The sequence below is a fragment of the Halomonas sp. IOP_31 genome, from assembly GCF_021151495.1.
In the GTDB taxonomy this organism is placed as follows: Bacteria; Pseudomonadota; Gammaproteobacteria; order Pseudomonadales; family Halomonadaceae; genus Modicisalibacter; species Modicisalibacter zincidurans.
In genome coordinates this window covers 21342-42032 of the sequence record NZ_JAIRBP010000021.1, presented here as the reverse complement: position 1 = coordinate 42032, position 20691 = coordinate 21342, and the positions used below count along the sequence as shown (strand labels likewise).

At 66.3% G+C, this 20691-nt stretch carries 12 protein-coding genes; 10 read left to right on the top strand and 2 right to left on the bottom strand.

The genetic code is table 11. The features are described 5' to 3' along the window. Window positions 1-2 precede the first annotated feature (2 nt). The 6 genes from aroB to eno all read left to right on the top strand — a co-directional run bounded on the left by aroB (window position 3) and on the right by eno (window position 11742). Window positions 3-1112 (top strand): 3-dehydroquinate synthase, encoded by a 1110-nt coding sequence (aroB, locus tag K7I12_RS11675; protein ID WP_031382525.1) that lies wholly within the window; start codon window positions 3-5, stop codon window positions 1110-1112. A 452-nt stretch (window positions 1113-1564) separates the two neighbouring features. Then, on the top strand, window positions 1565-6016 hold the full coding sequence (gltB, locus tag K7I12_RS11670) for a glutamate synthase large subunit (protein ID WP_231664201.1): 4452 nt from the start codon (window positions 1565-1567) through the stop codon (window positions 6014-6016). 35 nt (window positions 6017-6051) lie between these two features. Continuing rightward, window positions 6052-7470 (top strand): FAD-dependent oxidoreductase, encoded by a 1419-nt coding sequence (locus K7I12_RS11665; RefSeq protein ID WP_231664200.1) that lies wholly within the window; start codon window positions 6052-6054, stop codon window positions 7468-7470. 416 nt (window positions 7471-7886) lie between these two features. Next, complete coding sequence (locus K7I12_RS11660) at window positions 7887-9536, top strand: CTP synthase (protein ID WP_031382528.1); 1650 nt, start codon at window positions 7887-7889, stop codon at window positions 9534-9536. Between the two features lie 12 nt (window positions 9537-9548). Next, window positions 9549-10400: a 3-deoxy-8-phosphooctulonate synthase gene (kdsA, locus tag K7I12_RS11655; protein WP_231664199.1), complete on the top strand. Its 852-nt coding sequence runs from the start codon at window positions 9549-9551 to the stop codon at window positions 10398-10400. 46 nt (window positions 10401-10446) lie between these two features. Then, window positions 10447-11742, top strand: coding sequence for a phosphopyruvate hydratase (gene eno / locus K7I12_RS11650; protein ID WP_031382530.1), 1296 nt, complete (start codon window positions 10447-10449; stop codon window positions 11740-11742). Window positions 11743-12306: 564 nt separating this feature from the next. On the opposite strand, the gene fdxA is transcribed toward eno, so the two are convergent. Together fdxA and mutS are read right to left on the bottom strand one after the other, a co-directional pair. After that, on the bottom strand, window positions 12307-12630 hold the full coding sequence (gene fdxA / locus K7I12_RS11645; RefSeq protein WP_031382531.1) for a ferredoxin FdxA: 324 nt from the start codon (window positions 12628-12630) through the stop codon (window positions 12307-12309). A gap of 240 nt (window positions 12631-12870) precedes the next feature. After that, entirely contained in the window at window positions 12871-15456 is a 2586-nt protein-coding gene (gene mutS, locus K7I12_RS11640) for a DNA mismatch repair protein MutS (protein WP_031382532.1), read from the bottom strand. 110 nt (window positions 15457-15566) lie between these two features. On the opposite strand from mutS, the gene K7I12_RS11635 reads away from it, so the two are divergent. From K7I12_RS11635 to alaS, 4 genes are all read left to right on the top strand, one after another. Then, window positions 15567-16073: a CinA family protein gene (locus K7I12_RS11635; protein ID WP_051907323.1), complete on the top strand. Its 507-nt coding sequence runs from the start codon at window positions 15567-15569 to the stop codon at window positions 16071-16073. 168 nt (window positions 16074-16241) lie between these two features. After that, the gene (recA, locus tag K7I12_RS11630) at window positions 16242-17315 is read left to right on the top strand and encodes a recombinase RecA (RefSeq protein ID WP_031382534.1); all 1074 of its coding nucleotides are present in this window, start codon (window positions 16242-16244) and stop codon (window positions 17313-17315) included. Window positions 17316-17350: 35 nt separating this feature from the next. Next, window positions 17351-17836 carry a regulatory protein RecX gene (locus K7I12_RS11625; protein ID WP_031382535.1) on the top strand — a complete coding sequence of 162 codons (486 nt, stop codon included), beginning with the start codon at window positions 17351-17353 and terminating at the stop codon, window positions 17834-17836. A gap of 221 nt (window positions 17837-18057) precedes the next feature. Then, window positions 18058-20661, top strand: a complete 2604-nt coding sequence (gene alaS, locus K7I12_RS11620; RefSeq protein ID WP_231664198.1) for an alanine--tRNA ligase — start codon at window positions 18058-18060, stop codon at window positions 20659-20661. Window positions 20662-20691 lie beyond the last annotated feature (30 nt).

Sequence of the window (20691 nt, the reverse complement as noted above, 5' to 3'; positions counted from 1 at the left end):
CCATGTCCACGCTCGCCGCTCCTGCCATTCGCACCCTGACCGTCGAGCTCGGCGAGCGCAGCTATCCGATCCACGTCGGCCCGGATCTGCTCGGCAATCCCGCGCATCTGCGCCCTTACCTGGCCGGCAGTCAGGTGATGATCGTCACCAACGAAGCCGTCGCACCGTTATATCTGGATGCCCTCAAGCGCGGGCTCGGCGAGGATTTGACAGTGCGCCAGGTGATCCTGCCCGACGGCGAGCAGACCAAGACTCTGGCCTCGGTGGAGCGCATCTGGGACGCCCTGCTCGAGGCCGGCTTCAACCGCCGCTGCACGCTGATCGCGCTCGGCGGCGGCGTGATCGGCGACATGACCGGCTATGCCGCGGCCTGCTATCAGCGCGGCGTGGCCTTCATTCAGGCGCCCACCACGCTGCTTGCCCAGGTCGATTCCTCGGTGGGCGGCAAGACCGGCGTCAATCATCCGCGCGGCAAGAACATGATCGGCGCCTTCTGGCAGCCCCGCGCGGTGCTCGTCGACACCGCCACCCTGAAAAGCCTGCCGCCCCGCGAGCTGTCGGCGGGGCTGGCCGAGGTGATCAAGTACGGGTTGATTCGCGATATCGAGTTCCTGGGCTGGCTGGAAGCCAACGTGTCGGCGCTGCGCGAGCTGGATGACGCGCTGCTCATTGATGCGATCCTGCGCAGCTGCGCGACCAAGGCGGCGATCGTCGCCGAGGACGAGACCGAACAGGCGGTACGCGCGCTGCTCAACCTGGGGCATACCTTCGGCCATGCCATCGAGGCGCACCAGGGCTACGGCGTCTGGCTGCACGGCGAGGCCGTGGCCAGCGGCATGGCCATGGCCGCCGCGCTGTCGCAGCGGCTCGGCTGGCTGAGCGGCGACGATGTGGCGCGCAGCGAGGCACTGCTGCGTGCCGCCGGCCTGCCCACCGCCGCGCCGGCGGCGATGAGCGCCGACGACTTCATTGCGCGCATGCGCCTCGACAAGAAGAACCTCGATGCAAGGATTCGCCTGGTATTGCTGAGCGCGCTTGGCCAGGCGTGCATCCATGATCGCCTCCCGCCGGATGAGCTGCGGGCGTTCATCGAGAGCTATCCGCGCGCCTGAATCCGGCATCGCTTCGCCAAAACCCGCCTGGAAACCCGGCGGGTTTTTTTGTGTCGGGCGGCTGTCGGGTCGTGGATAATGCACCGGCTGGTTGCCTCTATTCGCATGACGTATGCTGAATTGGCATGAGGAAAGAGCGTTATTGTCGCTGAGCGTGCGACGCAGGCGTCGCGACAACGGCCGGTCTTGCGGTTGCCGGAATGACATTGCTAAGCCATTGAGTGGCTTGGTAATTATCGCTGGAATGACGCTAAGCACGCGTTTTTCGGGGAGTTTCTTTCGGCGGGCAATGCGTGCGGGAATTGCGCTCGGGGTCGAGACTGGCTATTCTGGTCGGCCTTTTGGCGCCCGAACGCGGTCGAATAAATGGCCGTAAAAATTATAAAAAACGAAAAAATATACCGCGCTTTCAATCTGGACACAAGTCCCCTGGATTTCTGTGAGGCACGCCCATGATGAGAGGTCTCCACCAGCCTGGCGAGTTCCGCGATAACTGTGGCTTCGGCCTGATCGCCCATATGCAAGGCCAGGCCAGCCACGACCTGCTGAAAACCGCCATCGAGTCGCTGACCTGCATGACTCACCGGGGCGGGATCGCCGCCGACGGCAAGACCGGCGACGGCTGCGGCCTGCTGTTCACCATGCCCATGGGTTTCATGCGTGCCCTGGCGCGCGATTCGCTGGGCGTCGAGCTGGGCGCGCGCTTTGCCGTGGGGTGCATCTTCCTGCCCGACGACGACGCTCGCGAGGCGCGCGCCCGCGAGGTGCTCGAGGCCGAACTGGCGGCCCGCCACGTCAGCGTGCGCGGCTGGCGCGACGTGCCGGTCGACCCGGAGGTGTGCGGGCCGATGGCGCTCGAGTGCCTGCCGCGGATTCGCCAGATCTTCGTCGAGCCCAGCGACGATCGTCTCGACCAGGCGTTCAACGTCGATCTGTTCATGGCGCGCCGCCAGGCCGAAGAGACGCTGCGCGACGACGAGGACTTCTACGTCTGCTCGCTGTCGACCAAGGTGGTGTCCTACAAGGGCCTGATGATGCCCGTGGACCTGCCGAACTTCTATCGCGACCTGGGCGATGCGCGTCTCGAGACCTCGATCTGCGTGTTCCACCAGCGCTTCTCGACCAATACCGCGCCGCGCTGGCCGCTGGCCCAGCCGTTCCGCTTCCTCGCCCACAACGGCGAGATCAACACCATCGAGGCCAATCGCGGCTGGGCCAACTCGCGCAAGGAAAACTTCGTCAACGCGCTGCTGCCCGACATCACCGAGCTCGACGAGATCGTCAACACCCGCGGTTCCGACTCCTCGAGCATGGACAACATGCTCGAGGTGCTGATGACCGGCGGCATGGACCTGTACAACGCCATTCGCATGATGGTCCCGCCGGCCTGGCAGAACGTCGAGACCATGGACGGCGAGCTGCGCGCCTTCTACGAATACAACTCCATGCACATGGAACCGTGGGACGGCCCCGCCGGCCTGGTGATGACCGACGGCCGCCACGCGGTGTGCATGCTCGACCGCAACGGCCTGCGCCCGGCGCGCTGGGTGATCACCGACAACGGCTACATCACGTTGTCCTCGGAGATCGGCGTGCACGACTACCAGCCCGAGCAGGTGGTCGCCAAGGGCCGGGTGGGGCCGGGCCAGATCCTGGGCATCGATACCGAGACCGGCCAGGTGCTGCACACCGCCGACGTCGACAACCGTCTCAAGTCGGCCTATCCGTACAAGCGCTGGCTCAAGGACCACGCCCACTATCTGGAGTCGGCGCTCACCGAGCTGGCGCGCTTCCAGCCGTTCGAGCCCGATGCGCTGAGCATCTACCAGAAGATGTTCCAGGTCACCAACGAGGAGCGCGAGCAGCTGCTGCGCCCGCTGGCCGAGAGCGGCCAGGAGGCGGTCGGCTCGATGGGCGACGATACGCCGATGGCGGTGCTGTCGCGCCAGAGCCGGCTATTGACCGACTATTTCCGCCAGAAGTTCGCCCAGGTCACCAATCCGCCGATCGATCCGCTGCGCGAAGCGATCGTGATGTCGCTGGAAACCTGCTGCGGCGCCGAGCTCAACGTCTTCGAGGCGACCCCCGAGCACGCCCACCGGCTGATCCTGACCACCCCGGTGCTCTCGCCGCGCAAGTTCACCGCGCTGGTCACCCAGGACGATCCGGCGTTTCGCAGCCAAACCCTGACGCTGAATTACGATCTCGGGCAGGCGGGTCTCAAGCAGGCGCTGCTGGCGCTGTGCGAACAGGCCGAGCAGGCAGCGCGCGATGGGTCAGTGATTCTGGTGCTGTCCGACGCCGAGCTCGAGAAAGGCAAGCTGCCGATCCACCCGGCGCTGGCCACCGGCGCGATCCATCATCATCTCGGCCGCCTGGCGCTGCGCCCGCGGGTCAATATCGTGGTCGAGACCGGCTACGCCCGCGACGCCCACCAGATGGCGGTGCTGTTCGGGGTCGGCGCGACGGCGGTCTACCCGTACCTGGCCTACCAGGTGATGGCCGACATGCATCGCCGCGGCGAACTCACCGGCAATCCGGCGGATACCCGCGAGAACTATCGCAAGGGGCTGCAGAAGGGGCTGTTCAAGATCCTTTCCAAGATGGGCATCTCGACGCTGGCCTCCTATCGCGGCTCGCAGCTGTTCGAGGCGGTGGGACTGTCGTCCGAGGTCATGGCGCTGTGCTTCGACGGCATGATGTCGCGCATCGAGGGCACCGGTTTCGCCGAACTCCAGCTTCAGCAGGAGCTGCTGGCGCGCGATGCCTGGATTCCGCGCAAGACCATCCGCCAGGGCGGGCAGCTCAAGTACGTTCACAATCACGAGTACCACGCCTACAACCCCGACATCGTCATGGCTCTGCAGGAGGCGGTGCAGCAGGGCGATTACGCCAAGTGGAAGAAGTTCGCCCAACTGGTCAACGAGCGCCCGGTGGCGACCATTCGCGATCTGCTCAAGCTCAAGCCGGCCCCCGAGCCTTTGGCGCTCGACGAGGTCGAGCCGGTCGAGGCGCTGTTGCCGCGCTTCGACAGCGCCGGGATGAGTCTCGGCGCGCTGTCGCCCGAGGCCCACGAGGCGCTGGCCCAGGCGATGAACGAGACCGGCGGGCGCTCCAATTCCGGCGAGGGTGGCGAGGATCCGGCGCGCTACGGCACCATCCGCTCGTCCAAGATCAAGCAGATCGCTTCCGGACGCTTCGGCGTCACCCCGGCCTATCTGGTCAACGCCGAGGTGCTGCAGATCAAGGTCGCCCAGGGCGCCAAGCCCGGCGAGGGCGGCCAGCTGCCGGGCAGCAAGGTCAACGAGATGATCGGACGGCTGCGCTACGCGGTACCCGGGGTGACGCTGATCTCGCCGCCGCCGCACCACGACATCTATTCCATCGAGGACCTGGCGCAGCTGATCTTCGATCTCAAGCAGGTCAACCCGAGCGCCCAGGTATCGGTCAAGCTGGTTTCCGAGCCGGGCATCGGCACCATCGCCACTGGCGTGGCCAAGGCCTATGCCGACCTGATTACCGTGTCGGGCTACGACGGCGGCACCGCGGCCAGCCCGCTGACCTCGATCAAGCACGCCGGCAGCCCCTGGGAGCTCGGCCTGCCCGAGGTCCATCAGGCGCTGCGCATCAACGGCCTGCGCGACAAGATCCGCCTGCAGACCGACGGCGGCCTGAAGACCGGGCTCGACGTGGTCAAGGCGGCGATCCTCGGCGCCGAGAGCTTCGGCTTCGGCACCGCGCCGATGGTCGCGCTGGGCTGCAAGTACCTGCGCATCTGCCACCTCAACAACTGCGCCACCGGCGTCGCCACCCAGCACCAGTACCTGCGCGACGAGCATTTCCGCGGCACCGTCGACATGGTCAAGCACTACTTTCGCTTCATCGCCGAGGAAGTGCGCGAACTGCTGGCGCTGCTCGGTGTGCGTGAGCTCACCGCGCTGATCGGGCGCACCGATCTGCTCGAGATACTCGAGGGCGAGACGCCCGCGCAGCGCAAGCTCGATCTGAGTCCGCTGCTGACCAACGACTTCGTGCCTGCCGAGGCGCCGCAGTTCTGCCAGGTCAGCCGCAACGTGCCCCACGACCCGGGTGCCAAGAACCAGGAGGTGCTCGATGCGCTGCTGCCGGCGATCGAGGCCCGTTCGGGCGGCGAGTTCGCGTTTGCCATCACCAACTGCGATCGCAGCGTCGGCGCGCGGGCCTCGGGCGAGATCGCCAAGCGTTATGGCGAGCAGGGCCTGGAGGATGCCCCGGTCGTCGCCCGCTTCGCCGGCGTGGCGGGGCAGAGCTTCGGGGTGTGGAACGCCCGCGGCCTGCATCTCTATCTCGAGGGCGATGCCAACGACTACGTCGGCAAGGGCATGAACGGCGGCAAGGTGGTGATCGTGCCGCCCAGGGCCAGCCGCTTCAAATCCCACCAGACGGCGATCGTCGGCAACACCTGCCTGTACGGTGCCACCGGCGGCAAGCTGTTCGCCGCCGGCACTGCCGGCGAGCGCTTCGCGGTGCGCAACTCCGGCGTGCATGCGGTGATAGAGGGGGCCGGCGATCACTGCTGCGAGTACATGACCGGCGGCCTGGTCGCGGTGCTTGGCGAGACCGGCGTCAACTTCGGTGCGGGAATGACCGGCGGCTTCGCCTATGTGCTCGACGAGGATCGTACCTTCGTCGACAAGTACAACCATGAGCTGGTGGAGATCCATCGCATCAACACCGAGACCATGGAAGCCTACCGGCGCTACCTGCGCGAGGTGATCGAGGAGTACGTTGCCGAGACCGACTCGGCCCGGGGCCACGAGATCCTCGACGATTTCTCCGAGTACATCCGGCATTTCTGGCTGGTCAAGCCCAAGGCGGCAAGCCTCGGCGGCCTGCTTGCCGAATCCCGCCGGCGGCCCGAGTAGCGCGTGCTGCTCGATGAATAACAGGAGATAGGATCATGGCTAACCGTTTGGACAACGATTTCCAGTTCATTGATGTCGGCCGCCAGGACCCGAGCAAGAAGGACGCGCGCAAGCGGGCCAAGCAGTTCACCGAGATCTACGACCCGTACAAGCCCAGCGAGGCGGCCAGCCAGGCGCACCGCTGCCTGCATTGCGGCAACCCGTACTGCGAATGGAAGTGCCCGGTGCACAACTACATTCCCAACTGGCTGAAACTGGTCAGCGAGGGCAATATCCTCGAGGCGGCGGAGATGTCGCACCGCACCAATACCCTGCCCGAGGTGTGCGGCCGGGTGTGTCCGCAGGATCGGCTGTGCGAGGGCGACTGCACCCTCAACGACGGCTTCGGCGCGGTGACCATCGGCTCGGTGGAAAAATATATCACCGACACCGCGTTCGCCATGGGCTGGCGGCCCGACCTGTCCAAGGTCGAGTGGACCGACAAGCGGGTGGCAGTGATCGGCGCCGGGCCGGCGGGGCTGGGCTGTGCCGATATCCTGGTGCGCAACGGCGTCAAGCCGGTGGTGTTCGATCGGCATCCCGAGATCGGCGGTCTGCTGACCTTCGGCATTCCCGAGTTCAAGCTCGAGAAGAACGTCATGGAGCGGCGTCGCGCGGTATTCGAGGAGATGGGCATGGAATTCCGTCTGAACGTCGAGATCGGTCGCGACGTCACCATCGACGAGCTGCTCGGCGAGTACGACGCGGTGTTCATGGGCATGGGTACCTACAAGTACATGCAGGGCGGCTTCCCTGGCGAGGATTTGCCCGGCGTGTACAAGGCGCTGGACTACCTGATCGCCAACGTCAACCACTGCCTGGGCTTCGAGAAGGACCCCGCCGACTACGTGTCGATGGAGGGCCGGCGCGTGGTGGTGCTGGGCGGCGGCGATACCGCGATGGACTGCAACCGCACGGCGATTCGCCAGGGCGCGACCGGCGTGACCTGCGCCTACCGACGCGACGAGGAGAACATGCCCGGCTCCAAGCGCGAGGTGGCCAACGCCCGCGAGGAGGGCGTCGAGTTTTTGTTCAATCGTCAGCCGGTGGCGATCGTCGGCGAGGACAGGGTCGAGGGCGTCAAGCTGGTGCGCACGCGCCTCGGCGAGCCCGACGAGCGAGGCCGGCGCAGCCCCGAGGTGGTGCCGGGCTCCGAGGAGGTGCTGGCGGCGGACGCGGTGGTCATCGCCTTCGGCTTCCAGCCCAGCGAGATCGCCTGGTTCGAGGCGCACAACATCGCCGTCGACGAGCGCGGACGGGTCGCCGCGCCGGAACACGGCGACTTCGCTTTCCAGACCAGCAACGAGAAGATCTTCGCCGGCGGCGACATGGTGCGCGGCTCCGACCTGGTGGTCACCGCCATCCACGAAGGTCGCCAGGCCGGCGAAGGCATCCTCGACTACCTCGGCGTCTGACGCGATTTAGGGAGATCGAAACCATCGGGAATAAATTCCCTCCCACCATGGACCTTGCCGCCTGGCCTGGTTTTCGTGGGAGTGAATTTATTCGCGACGGCGGTGGGCATTGTACCTGTCGGGTCATGCCGGGCGCCTGGCGGCGCCAATCGGGAACAAGTTCCCTCCCACCGAGCTAGGGGCTACGAGCAGGGCGGAGTCATCATCCTGCCCGTAGCCCGTAGCCCGTAGCCCGTAGCCCGTAGCCCGTAGCCCGTAGCCCGTAGCCCGTAGCCCGTAGCCCGTAGCCCGTAGCCCGTAGCCCGTAGCCCGTAGCCCGTAGCCCAAATTGAGCCGTTGACCGTATTCTGCTACTCTGTCGTCCCATCCGGGCCGCTCCCACCAGGCCTTCTGACCCACGATTCAACAGGTTCTCCATGACACGATATATCTTCGTGACCGGCGGCGTTGTGTCCTCTCTCGGCAAGGGCATCGCGTCGGCCTCGCTGGCGGCGATTCTCGAGGCGCGCGGCCTCAAGGTCACCATCCTCAAGCTGGACCCGTACATCAACGTCGATCCGGGCACCATGAGCCCGTTCCAGCACGGCGAGGTATTCGTCACCGAAGACGGCGCGGAGACCGATCTCGACCTGGGCCACTACGAGCGCTTCATCCGCACCAAGATGACCCAGGACAACAACTTCACCACCGGCCGCGTCTACGAGCACGTGCTGCGCCGCGAGCGCCGCGGCGACTACCTGGGCGGCACCGTGCAGGTGATCCCGCACATCACCGACGAGATCAAGCGCCGCGTCTACGAGGGCGGCAAGGACTGCGACGTGGCGCTGGTGGAGATCGGCGGCACGGTGGGCGACATCGAGTCGTTGCCGTTTCTCGAGTCGATCCGCCAGATCAGAAGCGAGAAGGGCGCCAGCCAGGCGATCTTCATGCACCTGACGCTGGTGCCCTACATCAAGACCGCCGGCGAGACCAAGACCAAGCCGACCCAGCACAGCGTCAAGGAGCTGCGCTCGATCGGCATCCAGCCGGACATCCTGATCTGTCGCAGCGAGGTCGAGCTCGAGGAGAGCGAACGGCGCAAGATCGCGCTGTTCACCAACGTCGAGGAGCGCGCCGTCGTCCCGCTGCAGGACGCCGACACCATCTATCGCATCCCGCTGATGCTCCACGAGCACGGCCTCGACGAGATCGTCTGCGACAAGCTGCGTATCGAGGCGCCGCCGGCCGATCTGGGCGAGTGGATTCACGTCTTAGACGCCAAGCTCAACCCGCTCAAGTCGATCAACATCGCCATGGTCGGCAAGTACATGGAGCTGCTCGACGCCTACAAGTCGCTCAACGAGGCGCTGATCCACGCCGGCATCCAGACCCGGGTCAAGATCAACATCGACTACATCGACGCCGAAGATATCGAGCGCCACGGCACCGAGCGCCTGGCCGGCAAGGACGCGATCCTGGTGCCCGGCGGCTTCGGCGAGCGCGGCGTGGAGGGCAAGATCGCCACTGCCCGCTATGCCCGCGAGAACGGCGTGCCGTATCTCGGCATCTGCTTAGGGATGCAGGTCGCGGTGATCGAATTCGCGCGTCATGTGGCCGGCTGGGACGACGCCGACTCCACCGAATTCACCCGCGACACCCAGCACCCGGTGGTCGGCCTGATCACCGAGTGGCTAAGCCCCGAAGGCAGGATCGAGCTGCGCGACGCGGCCTCCGACCTGGGGGGCACCATGCGTCTCGGCGGTCAGGTGTGTCAGCTCAAGCCGGGCTCGAGGGCGCGCGAGGTCTACGCTCTGGACGCCATCACCGAGCGCCATCGTCACCGCTTCGAGGTCAACAACCAGTTCGTCGAGGCGCTCGAGGCCGCCGGGCTGGTGGTCGCCGGCAAGAGCGTCGACAATTCACTGGTGGAGATGATCGAGCTGCCCGACCATCCGTGGTTCCTGGCCTGCCAGTTCCATCCCGAGTTCACCTCGACGCCGCGCGACGGCCATCCGCTGTTCACCGGTTTCGTCAACGCCGCGCTGGAACACAAGAGCGCCCGCCAGCGCACCCAGGTCCCGGGCTGAGGAGTCGCCGTCATGGCCGAGTCACAGAAGATCATCGAGTTTGCCGGCCTGCGTGCCGGCAATTCGTTGCCGCTGATGCTGTTCGGCGGCATGAACGTGCTGGAGTCCCGCGAGCTGGCCCTCGAGGTGGCCGAGCGCTATGTCGAGGTGTGCACCCGGCTGGGCATTCCCTACGTCTTCAAGGCCAGCTTCGACAAGGCCAATCGCAGCTCGATCCATTCGTTTCGCGGCCCCGGCGTCGACAAGGGCATCGAATGGCTGGCCGAGATCAAGTCGCGCTTCGACGTGCCGGTGATTACCGACGTCCACGAACCCTGGCAGGCCGCGCCGGTGGCCGAGGTCGCCGACATCATCCAGTTGCCGGCGTTCCTGGCGCGCCAGACCGACCTGGTGGTGGCGATGGCCGAAACCGGCGCGGTGATCAACCTCAAGAAGCCGCAGTTCCTCGCCCCCCACGAGATGCGCCACATCATCAACAAGTGCCGGGAAGCCGGCAACGACCGGCTGATCCTCTGCGAACGCGGGTCGAGCTTCGGCTACAACAACCTGGTGGTCGACATGCTCGGCTTCGGCGACATGCAGCAGACCGGTTACCCGGTGATCTTCGACGTCACCCACTCGCTGCAGCGTCCGGGCGGGCGCGCCGACAGCGCCGGCGGGCGCCGCCGGCAGGTCGCCGAACTGGCTCGCGCCGGGGTCGCCGTGGGCCTGGCCGGGCTGTTCCTCGAAGCCCATCCCGACCCCGACAATGCCAAGTGCGACGGGCCCTGCGCCTTGGCGCTGGACAAGCTGGAACCCTTCCTCGCCCAGCTCAAGGCGCTCGACGAGCTGGTCAAGGGGTTTCCGGCGCTGGAAATTTCCTGAGCGGAGCCGTGAACCTTCACTCAACGCTGACAAAGGACGACTGACGATGAGCAAGATTGTCGAAATCCGCGCCCTCGAGGTGCTCGATTCCCGCGGCAACCCGACCGTACAGGCCGAGGTGGTGCTCGACGACGGCGCCAGGGGCGTGGCCTGCGCGCCGAGCGGCGCCTCGACCGGTTCCCGCGAGGCGCTGGAGTTGCGCGACGGCGACAAGTCGCGTTATCTGGGCAAGGGCGTGCTCAAGGCTGTCGCGGCGGCCAACGGTCCGATTCGCGACAAGCTGCTGGGCCTGGATGCGCGCGACCAGCGTGCCCTGGACAACGCCATGCTCGCGCTCGACGGCACCGACAACAAGGCCCAGCTCGGTGCCAACGCGATCCTCGCCGTGTCGCTGGCGGCGGCCAAGGCCGCCGCGGTCAGCAAGCAGGTACCGCTCTACGCGCACATCGCCGAACTCTACGGTCAGCCGGGTCGTTACCTGATGCCGGTGCCAATGATGAACATTCTCAACGGCGGCGAGCATGCCGACAACAACGTCGACATCCAGGAATTCATGATCCAGCCGGTAGGCGCGGCGAACTTCCGCGAGGCGCTGCGGGTGGGCGCCGAGATCTTCCATGCGCTGAAAAAGGTACTCGCCGGGCGCGGGCTGTCGACCTCGGTGGGCGACGAGGGCGGCTTCGCGCCGGATCTCGCTTCCAACGCCGATGCCCTGGCGGCGATCAAGCAGGCGGTGTCCGACGCCGGCTACACGCTGGGCAAGGACGTTACCCTGGCGCTCGATTGCGCCGCCAGCGAGTTCTACCAGGACGGTCAGTACAACCTGGCGGGCGAGGGCAAGTCCTACGATGCCGCCGGCTTCGTCGACTACCTGGCCGGGCTGTGCGACGACTACCCGATCGTGTCGATCGAGGACGGCATGGACGAGTCCGACTGGGACGGCTGGAAGGCGCTGACCGACAAGCTCGGCGACAAGCTCCAGCTGGTCGGCGACGATCTGTTCGTGACCAATACGCGCATCCTCAAGCGCGGCATCATCGATCAGATCGGCAACTCGATCCTGATCAAGTTCAACCAGATCGGTTCGCTGTCCGAGACTCTGGACGCGATCAGGATGGCCCAGGATGCCGGCTTCACCGCGGTGATCTCGCATCGCTCGGGCGAAACCGAGGACACCACCATCGCCGATCTGGCCGTAGCGACCTGCGCCGGTCAGATCAAGACCGGCTCGCTGAGCCGTTCGGACCGCGTCGCCAAGTACAACCGCCTGCTGGTGATCGAACAGGAGCTCGGCGACAAGGCCGCCTACCCCGGGCTCAAGGCGATCAAGGGCCAGCAGTGAACTAACCCCGCCAGCCGCCGGGCCCCGTCCGGCGGCGCCGCATACGGCGCTCATGAGGTTGTGTGGCGCTTTTCGATTCCCGGCGTTGCCAGTGTCAGTCAAAGCGACTTCGCGTGTAGGAGATTCCTTACAAAATGGACTCGCTTGATGCCAGTGTATATTTCCAAGTTATTGTTTTTAAGTGATTTCGCTAAAAGATCCAGTGCTGGATGAGGCACGCTCAAAGAGAGGCCCATTGCCGACCCGCCGCGATCGGGCAAAATGGCTGCGGGATTTTTGGGAAGCGACTTGTCTAGCTCGACTCCATCGGCAGGATGCCACGGGATGCAGCAGGACGATCCATCCGGTGTCGCAGGACGCGGTTGCCGGATAAGGAAGCGGTCGAAGGAGTGGGCAAGGGATTGCCCATAAAACAGGGTGTAGAGCGGGCGGCCTTCGGGTCGCCTTTTTTATGGGCGGGGCTTTTTGGGTTTCTCGTCGGGCTTCTGGCGTGGGTTTCTTGTAAGGCTATAGGCAATGACGTGCCATGCTCGGAGCATGGCACGGGAATCGTTGCGTAGGCGATCAGCGTTCGAGCTGTTCCAGCTTGCCGGGCTTGCCGTCCCACTCCTCGGCGTCCGCCGGCGGGTCCTTGCGTTCGGTGATGTTGGGCCAGATCACGGCGAGCTCGGCGTTGAGCTCGATAAATTGCTTCTGATCGTCGGGTAGTTCGTCCTCGGAATAGATCGCCTCGGCCGGGCATTCCGGCTCGCACAGGGCGCAGTCGATGCATTCGTCGGGGTCGATCACCAGGAAGTTCGGCCCTTCATAGAAGCAGTCGACGGGGCAGACCTCGACGCAGTCGGTGTATTTGCAACGAATGCAATTTTCAGTGACGACGAATGTCATGGGAATTCCCTCGAGTCATGGTCGTGGCGCAGTACGCTCGATGTCCGGTTTCTTTGCATCGGCAGCCGTCGCGGCAAGGACGGCTGCACGTTTAGTGGTTATAAATGTGGGGTCCGTTATAAGACCCACTTCTAATTGGGCGCTAATTCTAGTGCCGGCGCCAGGTGCCGGCAAGCGGCGCTATGGAACGTTTGGCCATGGCGTCATGCCTACCTGGACCGATCGACAGGAACGCCAGCCTCACAGTCGCTCACGCCAGCGGTACAGCAAGTCGAGCGCCTGCCGCGGGCTGAGTTCGTCCAGCGCCAGGCCAGCGAGCTCCTCGACCAGCGGGTGCGGCGTGCTGGCGAACAGGTCGGGTTGCGCAGGCGCCGGTTGCGAGGCGCCTGCGCCGGCCGGCACGCTGCGCTGGCCCTGGTCGATCTCGTGCTGCTCGAGACTCGCCAGCTTGTCGCGGGCGCGCGCCACCACGGCCGGGGGGACGCCGGCGAGCTGGGCAACCTGCAGCCCGTAGCTCTGGCTGGCCGGGCCCTCCTCGACCCGATGCATGAACACGATGCCCTCGCGATGCTCGGTCGCGGTCAGATGCACGTTGGCGACCCCGTCGAGCTGCTCGGCGAGCGCGGTCATCTCGAAGTAGTGGGTGGCGAACAACGTCAGCGCACGCGTGGCGGCCAGATGCTCGGCGCTGGCCCAGGCCAGCGACAGCCCGTCGAAGGTGCTGGTGCCGCGGCCGATCTCGTCCATCAGCACCAGGCTCTCGGCGCTGGCGTTGTGCAGGATGTTGGCGGTCTCGGTCATCTCGACCATGAACGTCGAGCGCCCGCCGGCCAGATCGTCGCTCGAGCCGATACGCGTGAAGATGCGATCCAGCGGGCCGATCTCGGCGCTGTCGGCGGGCACGAAGCTGCCGCTGTGGGCGAGCAGCGCGATCAGCGCCGCCTGACGCATGTAGGTCGACTTGCCGCCCATGTTGGGGCCGGTGATCACCAGCATGTGGCGGCTGGGGTCGAGGCGCAGGTCGTTGGGCACGAACGGCGCGTCGCTGACATGCTCGACCACCGGGTGGCGGCCGCCGTGGATCGTCAGCCCCGGGCTATCGGTGAGGTGCGGGCGTACCAGTTCGAGCGCCAGCGCGCGTTCGGCGAAGGCCGCCAGCACGTCGAGCGCGGCGAGCGAGCGGGCGCTGGCCTGCAGCGCGTCGAGCTCGGCGCCCAGCGTGTCGATCAGGCGATCAAAGAGCAGCTTCTCGCGGGCCAGGGCGCGGGACTTGGCGGACAGCGCCTTGTCCTCGAACGCCTTGAGCTCGGGGATGATGAAGCGCTCGGCATTCTTGAGCGTCTGGCGACGAATGTAGTCGGCCGGCGCCTCGCGAGCCTGAGCGCGGGGAATCTCGATGAAATAGCCGTGCACCCGGTTGTAGCCGACCTTGAGCCCGACCAGCCCGGTGCGCTGACGCTCGCGGCTCTCGAGCTCGACCAGGTAGTCGCCGGCGTTCTCGGCCAGCCCGCGCACCTCGTCGAGCTCGGCATCGAAACCGTCGGCGATCACGCCGCCGTCGCGGATCACCACCGGCGGGCTTTCGACCAGCGCCCGGGTCAGGGTGTCGGCGAGCTCCGGGTAGGGGCGGATATGGCGCTTGAGCGCGTCGAGGGCGCTGCCTTCGTCCAGCGGGGCCAGCGTCGCCTGGAGCTCGGGCAGCGCCACCAGGGCGTCGCGCAGGCGCGCCAGGTCGCGGGGGCGGGCGCTGCGCAGGGCGACGCGGGCGAGGATCCGCTCGACGTCGCCGATCGGCTTGAGGTTGGCGCGCAGGGTCTCGAAGAGATCGTCATGCAGCAGCAGTTGCACCGCGCCCTGACGCCCGGCGACCTGCTCACGGTCGCGCAGCGGGCGGTTGAGCCAGCGTTTGAGCAGCCGCGAGCCCATCGCCGTGGCGGTGGTGTCGAGCACGCTGGCCAGGGTGTTTTCACTGCCGCCGCCGAGGTTCACGTCGATCTCCAGGTTGCGGCGGCTGGCGGCGTCGATCACCACCGCGTCGTCGCGATTCTCGATACCCAGTTGGGTGACGTGGGGCAGCCGCGAGCGCTGGGTGTCGCGGGCATAGTCGATCAGCACCCCGGCGGCGGTCAGCGCACACTCAAGGTGGGCACAGCCGAAGCCGCGCAGATCGGCGACAGCGAACTGATCGCACAGCAGCCGGGTGGCCGATTCCAGGTCGTAAAGCCAGCCGCTCTGGCGCTTGAGCCCGGCACGCTCGGCCAGCGCCGGCGGCAGGTCCTGGGCGTCGCCGACCAGCAGTTCGGCGGGTTGCAGGCGGTGCACCTCGGCCAGCATGTCGGCTTCGCCGTCGACTTCGAGCACGCTGAAGCGACCGCTTGAGAGCTCCAGCCAGGCCAGGCCCCAGCGCTCGCCCTGGCAGTGCAGGGCGAGCAGCAGGTTGTCGCGTCTGGCGTCGAGCAGCGCCTCGTCGTGCAACGTGCCGGGGGTGACGATGCGCACCACCTGACGATCCACCGGCCCCTTGCTGGTCGCCGGGTCGCCCATCTGTTCGCAGATCGCCACCGATTCGCCCGATTTGACCAGCCGCGCCAGGTAGCCCTCGGCGCTGTGATAGGGCACCCCGGCCATGGGGATCGGCTTGCCGCCCGACTGGCCGCGCGCGGTGAGCGTGATGTCGAGCAGTTGCGCGGCGCGCCTGGCGTCGTCGAAGAACAACTCGTAGAAATCCCCCATGCGATAGAACAGCAGCACGTCCGGATGCTCGCGCTTGATCTTCAGGTATTGGGCCATCATCGGCGTCTGTTGGGGTGTGTCGGCCTGTGCCATGGCGATCCTAGCTGCGTTACTGTCATCGATATCGAAAGCCAGTATTCTACGCTTACCAATCACCTGGCGTCAGGGATGTCGTGTGCGTCAGGCTGTTCGAGGAGTTTGCAATGCCCGATATTTCTGAGCAGGACGCCACTTGCCTGGCGCTCAGCGAGCGTCTCGGCGCACTGTGTCGGCAGCATGGCGTGACCCTGACCGCCGCCGAGTCCTGCACCGGTGGCGGCGTGGCCAGCGCGATTACCGACATTGCCGGGAGTTCCGCCTATTTCGAGACCGGCTACGTGACCTATTCCAACGCCGCCAAGACCCGCCTGCTGGGCGTGTCGGAGGCGACGCTCGAGACCCGCGGTGCGGTGAGCCGCGAGACGGTCGAGGCGATGGTCGCCGGGGCCTGTCGCGAGAGCGGGACCGATCTCGGCGTGGCGATCAGCGGCGTCGCCGGGCCCGGCGGCGGCAGTGCGGAAAAGCCGGTGGGGACGGTGTGGTTCGCCTGGGGAAGCAGGCTTGCGCAGCATGCCGAATGCCGGCGCTTCGACGGCGATCGCCGGGCGGTCCGCGAGCAGGCGGTACGCGTGGCCCTCGAAGGCTTGATCCGCTGGCTAGAGGCGGCGTGAGTGGCTCTCGCGAAGCGGGTTTTATCATCGACGGGAGTAGGCGAGTGACGAATTTTTCGTCATAATACTGTCTGGCCATACAGTGACTGGATAAGGTCAGCGGATGCTGGCGATGCGCGCCCAGAACCGGGTGTCGCGCCAACCTACACGTGCTATCAGGAGACATTCATGGCACAGGACGATAACCGTTCCAAGGCACTCAGCGCGGCGCTGTCGCAGATCGAGCGCCAATTCGGCAAGGGTACCGTGATGCGTCTGGGCGACACGCCACGGGTGACCATGCCGTCGGTGTCCACCGGCTCGCTGGGTCTGGACATCGCGCTGGGCATCGGTGGCTTGCCGCTGGGTCGTGTCGTCGAGATCTTCGGGCCCGAGTCGTCGGGCAAGACCACGCTGACGCTGTCGGTGATCGCCCAGGCGCAGAAGCAGGGCAAGACCTGCGCGTTCATCGATGCCGAGCATGCGCTGGACCCGAGCTATGCCGAGAAGCTCGGCGTCAATCTCGACGACCTGCTGGTCTCGCAGCCGGACACCGGCGAGCAGGCGCTGGAGATCTGCGACATGCTGGTGCGCTCCGGCGGGGTCGACGTGATCATCATCGACTCGGTGGCGGCATTGACGCCCCGCGCCGAGATCGAGGGCGAGATGGGCGATTCCCACGTCGGGCTGCAGGCGCGGTTGATGTCCCAGGCGTTGCGCAAGATCACCGGTAACATCAAGAATGCCAACTGCATGGTGGTGTTCATCAACCAGATCCGCATGAAGATCGGCGTGATGTTCGGCAGCCCCGAGACCACCACCGGCGGCAACGCGCTGAAGTTCTATTCCAGCGTGCGTCTGGACATTCGCCGCACCGGCTCGGTCAAGCAGGGCGACGAGGTGACCGGCAACGAGACCCGCGTCAAGGTGGTCAAGAACAAGGTGGCGCCGCCGTTCCGCCAGGCCGAGTTCCAGATCCTCTACGGCAAGGGCATCTACCATGCCGGCGAGGTGGTCGACCTGGGCGTGCAGTGCAAGCTGGTCGACAAGGCCGGCGCCTGGTACAGCTACCAGGGCAACAAGATCGGTCAGGGCAAGGCCAATGCCGCGCAGTATCTCGAGGACAATCCGGCGATCATGGAGGAGATCGAGAGCCAGATTCGCGGCCAATTGCTGAACATCACCGACGGCAAGGCCAAGGAAGAACCCGAGACGCCGCAGGTCGAGGCAGCGGCCGGCGAGGAGCGCGACGACCTGCTCTGAGCCAACCAGCGTGAAGCGAGGAGGGCCGCCGAATCATGTGTGCCGCGCCGGGTAATGCACTGAGTAATGAGCCCACACCCCGTGACGACGCCATTCGCCTGTTGGCGCGCCGCGACTACTCGCGGGCCGAACTGGCGGGGCGGCTTGCCCTCAAGCATCACGATGCCGAAAGCATCCGGCAGACGCTGGATGCGCTCGAGGCCGAAGGCCTGCAGTCCGACGCGCGCTTCGCCGAGAGCTTCGTGCGCTCGCGTCTGGCTCGCGGCCAAGGGCCGATGAAGGTGCGTGCCGGGCTCAATGAGCGAGGCGTCGAGCGAGAGCTTATCGGTACGGTGCTCGACGCGGCGCAGGCCGAGACGGACTGGCAGGCGCTGGCCTGCGAGGCGCTAGCCAAGCGCTTTGACGGTCCCGGCGCCACGCCGCGCGAGCGGGCCCGGCGCGAGCGCTTCCTGGCCGGGCGCGGCTTCGATTTCGAGCAGATGAAATACGCCCTGGCACATGCCTGGGATGCGCCGGAGTGAGTCGCCGGTGGCTTTTCCAGAATCCCTCCCTCAGATCCCCTCCCTTTAGTCCCACGCTGAACGCGTTATACTAGTGCGCTTGCGACGGCTCGGGACGTCACTTTCCGCCATTTTCGACACGCCGCCACGACGTCTTGCGAAGACCATGTTCCCAAGCCAGTTACACGAATGACGGTCGGTCGCGTCCCGCAGCGCCCCAATCACATTGCCACGGGTTTGCCATGAAAAGCGCAGATATCAGACAGGCCTTTCTGACCTTCTTCGAAGAGCAGGGGCACACCATCGTGCCGTCGAGCTCGCTGGTGCCGCACAACGATCCCACCCTGCTGTTCACCAACGCCGGCATGGTCCCGTTCAAGGATGTCTTCCTGGGACGCGATCCGCGGCCCTACGTGCGCGCGACCTCGGCCCAGCGCTGCGTGCGCGCCGGCGGCAAGCACAACGACCTGGACAACGTCGGCTACACCGCGCGCCATCACACCTTCTTCGAGATGCTCGGCAACTTCAGCTTCGGCGACTACTTCAAGCGCGATGCCATCCGCTTCGCCTGGGCGTTTCTGACCGAGCGGCTGGGGCTGCCCGCCGACAAGCTATGGGTCACCGTGCATGTCAGCGACGACGAGGCCGAACGCATCTGGAAGGACGAGATCGGCATCGATCCCGAGCGCTTCTCCAAGCTCGACGCGGACAACTTCTGGCAGATGGGCGATACCGGCCCCTGCGGCCCGTCCTCGGAGATCTTCTTCGACCATGGCCCCGAGGTGTGGGGGGGGCCGCCGGGCAGCGCCGAGGAAGACGGCGATCGCTACATCGAGATCTGGAACCTGGTGTTCATGCAGTTCGACCGCGACGCCGCCGGGACCCTGAATCCCTTGCCCAAGCCGTCGATCGATACCGGCATGGGGCTCGAGCGGGTCGCCGCGGTGCTGCAGGGCGTGCACTCCAATTACCAGATCGACCTGTTCGAGAACCTGCTCAAGGCCGCCGGCGAGATCATCGGCCACGTCGATCTCGAGGCGCCGTCGCTGCGGGTGATCGCCGATCATATCCGCTCCTGCGCCTTCTTGATCGTCGACGACGTGCTGCCCTCCAACGAGGGCCGCGGCTACGTGCTGCGGCGGATCATCCGCCGCGCAGTGCGCCACGGTCACAAGCTGGGCGCCCGCGAGGCGTTCTTCCACAAGCTGGTCGCCGCGCTGGACGCCGAGATGGGCGAGGCCTATCCGGAGCTGCGCGAGGCGCGGGAGCGGATCGAGAAGGTCCTGCTCAAGGAGGAGCAGCAGTTCGCGCGCACCCTGGACCATGGCATGGGCCTGCTCGAGGCGGCCCTCGGCGAACTGAGCGGCGACACGCTGCCCGGCGAGACGGTGTTCAAGCTCTACGACACCTACGGCTTCCCGTTCGATCTGACCGCCGACATCTGCCGCGAGCGCGGCGTGACCCTCGACGAGACCGGCTTTAAGCGCGAACTCGAGGCGCAACGCGAGCGCGCCCGGGCGGCCAGCCAGTTCGGCGCCGATTACAGCGCCTCGATCAATATCGAGGGCGAGACCGCCTTCACCGGCTACGAGCGGCTCGAGGACGAGTCGCGGGTCACCGCGCTGATCGACGAGGCGGGCAACGCATTGGCGGCACTCGAGGCGGGCCAGCGCGGGGTGGTGGTGCTCGATCGCACGCCGTTCTATGGCGAGTCCGGCGGTCAGATCGGCGACAGCGGCTATCTCGACGCCGACGGCACCCGCTTCGAAGTCGACGACACCCAGAAGCAGGCCGGCCATCATTTGCACCATGGGGTGCTGAGCGAAGGTCGCCTGACGGTCGGGGCGACGGTCACGCCCCGGGTCGACGCCTCGCTGCGCGCGGCGATCATGCGCAACCATTCGGCGACCCACCTGCTGCACAAGGCGCTCAGGCAGGTACTCGGCGAACACGTCCAGCAGAAGGGCTCGCTGGTCACCGCCGAGCGGCTGCGCTTCGACTTCAGCCACTTCGAGGCGATGAGCGCAGAGCAGCTCGCCGAGGTCGAGGCGATCGTCAACCGCCAGGTGCTGGCCAACGCCGACACGCGCATCCAGCAGATGACCCTCGACGAGGCCAAGGCCAAGGGCGCGGCGGCGCTGTTCGAGGCCAAGTACAGCGACAACGTGCGGGTGCTGACCATCGGCGCCGACGACTTCTCCATCGAGCTGTGCGGCGGCACCCACGTGGCCCGCAGCGGCGACATCGGCGCCTTCCACGTGCTCACGGAGACCGGCATCGCCGCCGGCGTGCGGCGCATCGAGGCGGTCACCGGCGAGGGCGCGCTGGGCTATTTCCGCGAGCAGGAAGCGCGCGTCACGCGGCTCGCCGAACGCGTCAAGGCCAAGCCGGAGCAGCTCGAGGAGCGCGTCGAGCTCCTTCTCGAGCGCAACCGCACGCTCGAGAAGGAGCTCGAGCGGCTCAAGGCCAAGCTGGCCAGCGCGGCGAGCAGCGACATGCTCGGCGAAGCGCGCGAAGTCGCCGGCGTGCGGGTGCTGGCCAGGCAGGTCGAGGGCGTCTCCGGCAAGGAGCTGCGCGGCCTGATGGACCAGCTCAAGAACAAGCTGGGTTCGGGCGTGCTGGTGCTGGGCGTCGCCGACGGCGGCAAGGTCAGCCTGATCGCCGGGGTCACCGACGATCTCACCGGCCGCGTGCGGGCCGGCGAGCTGGTCAACCATGTCGCCGCTCAGGTCGGCGGCAAGGGCGGTGGCCGCGCCGACATGGCCCAGGCCGGGGGCAGCGATGCCGCGGCGCTCCCGCAGGCACTCGCCAGCGTTCCGGATTGGCTGGCAGGCCAACTGGGCTAGAATCATCCATCGCTGGGCCGTACGAACATC

What these genes read in the sequence shown, in the direction of transcription:
- aroB (WP_031382525.1), top strand. Translation starts at nt 3, where the DNA reads ATGTCCACGCTCGCCGCTCCTGCCATTCGCACCCTGACCGTCGAGCTC.
- gltB (WP_231664201.1), top strand. Translation starts at nt 1,565, where the DNA reads ATGATGAGAGGTCTCCACCAGCCTGGCGAGTTCCGCGATAACTGTGGC.
- K7I12_RS11665 (WP_231664200.1), top strand. Translation starts at nt 6,052, where the DNA reads ATGGCTAACCGTTTGGACAACGATTTCCAGTTCATTGATGTCGGCCGC.
- K7I12_RS11660 (WP_031382528.1), top strand. Translation starts at nt 7,887, where the DNA reads ATGACACGATATATCTTCGTGACCGGCGGCGTTGTGTCCTCTCTCGGC.
- kdsA (WP_231664199.1), top strand. Translation starts at nt 9,549, where the DNA reads ATGGCCGAGTCACAGAAGATCATCGAGTTTGCCGGCCTGCGTGCCGGC.
- eno (WP_031382530.1), top strand. Translation starts at nt 10,447, where the DNA reads ATGAGCAAGATTGTCGAAATCCGCGCCCTCGAGGTGCTCGATTCCCGC.
- fdxA (WP_031382531.1), bottom strand. Translation starts at nt 12,630, where the DNA reads ATGACATTCGTCGTCACTGAAAATTGCATTCGTTGCAAATACACCGAC.
- mutS (WP_031382532.1), bottom strand. Translation starts at nt 15,456, where the DNA reads ATGGCACAGGCCGACACACCCCAACAGACGCCGATGATGGCCCAATAC.
- K7I12_RS11635 (WP_051907323.1), top strand. Translation starts at nt 15,567, where the DNA reads ATGCCCGATATTTCTGAGCAGGACGCCACTTGCCTGGCGCTCAGCGAG.
- recA (WP_031382534.1), top strand. Translation starts at nt 16,242, where the DNA reads ATGGCACAGGACGATAACCGTTCCAAGGCACTCAGCGCGGCGCTGTCG.
- K7I12_RS11625 (WP_031382535.1), top strand. Translation starts at nt 17,351, where the DNA reads ATGTGTGCCGCGCCGGGTAATGCACTGAGTAATGAGCCCACACCCCGT.
- alaS (WP_231664198.1), top strand. Translation starts at nt 18,058, where the DNA reads ATGAAAAGCGCAGATATCAGACAGGCCTTTCTGACCTTCTTCGAAGAG.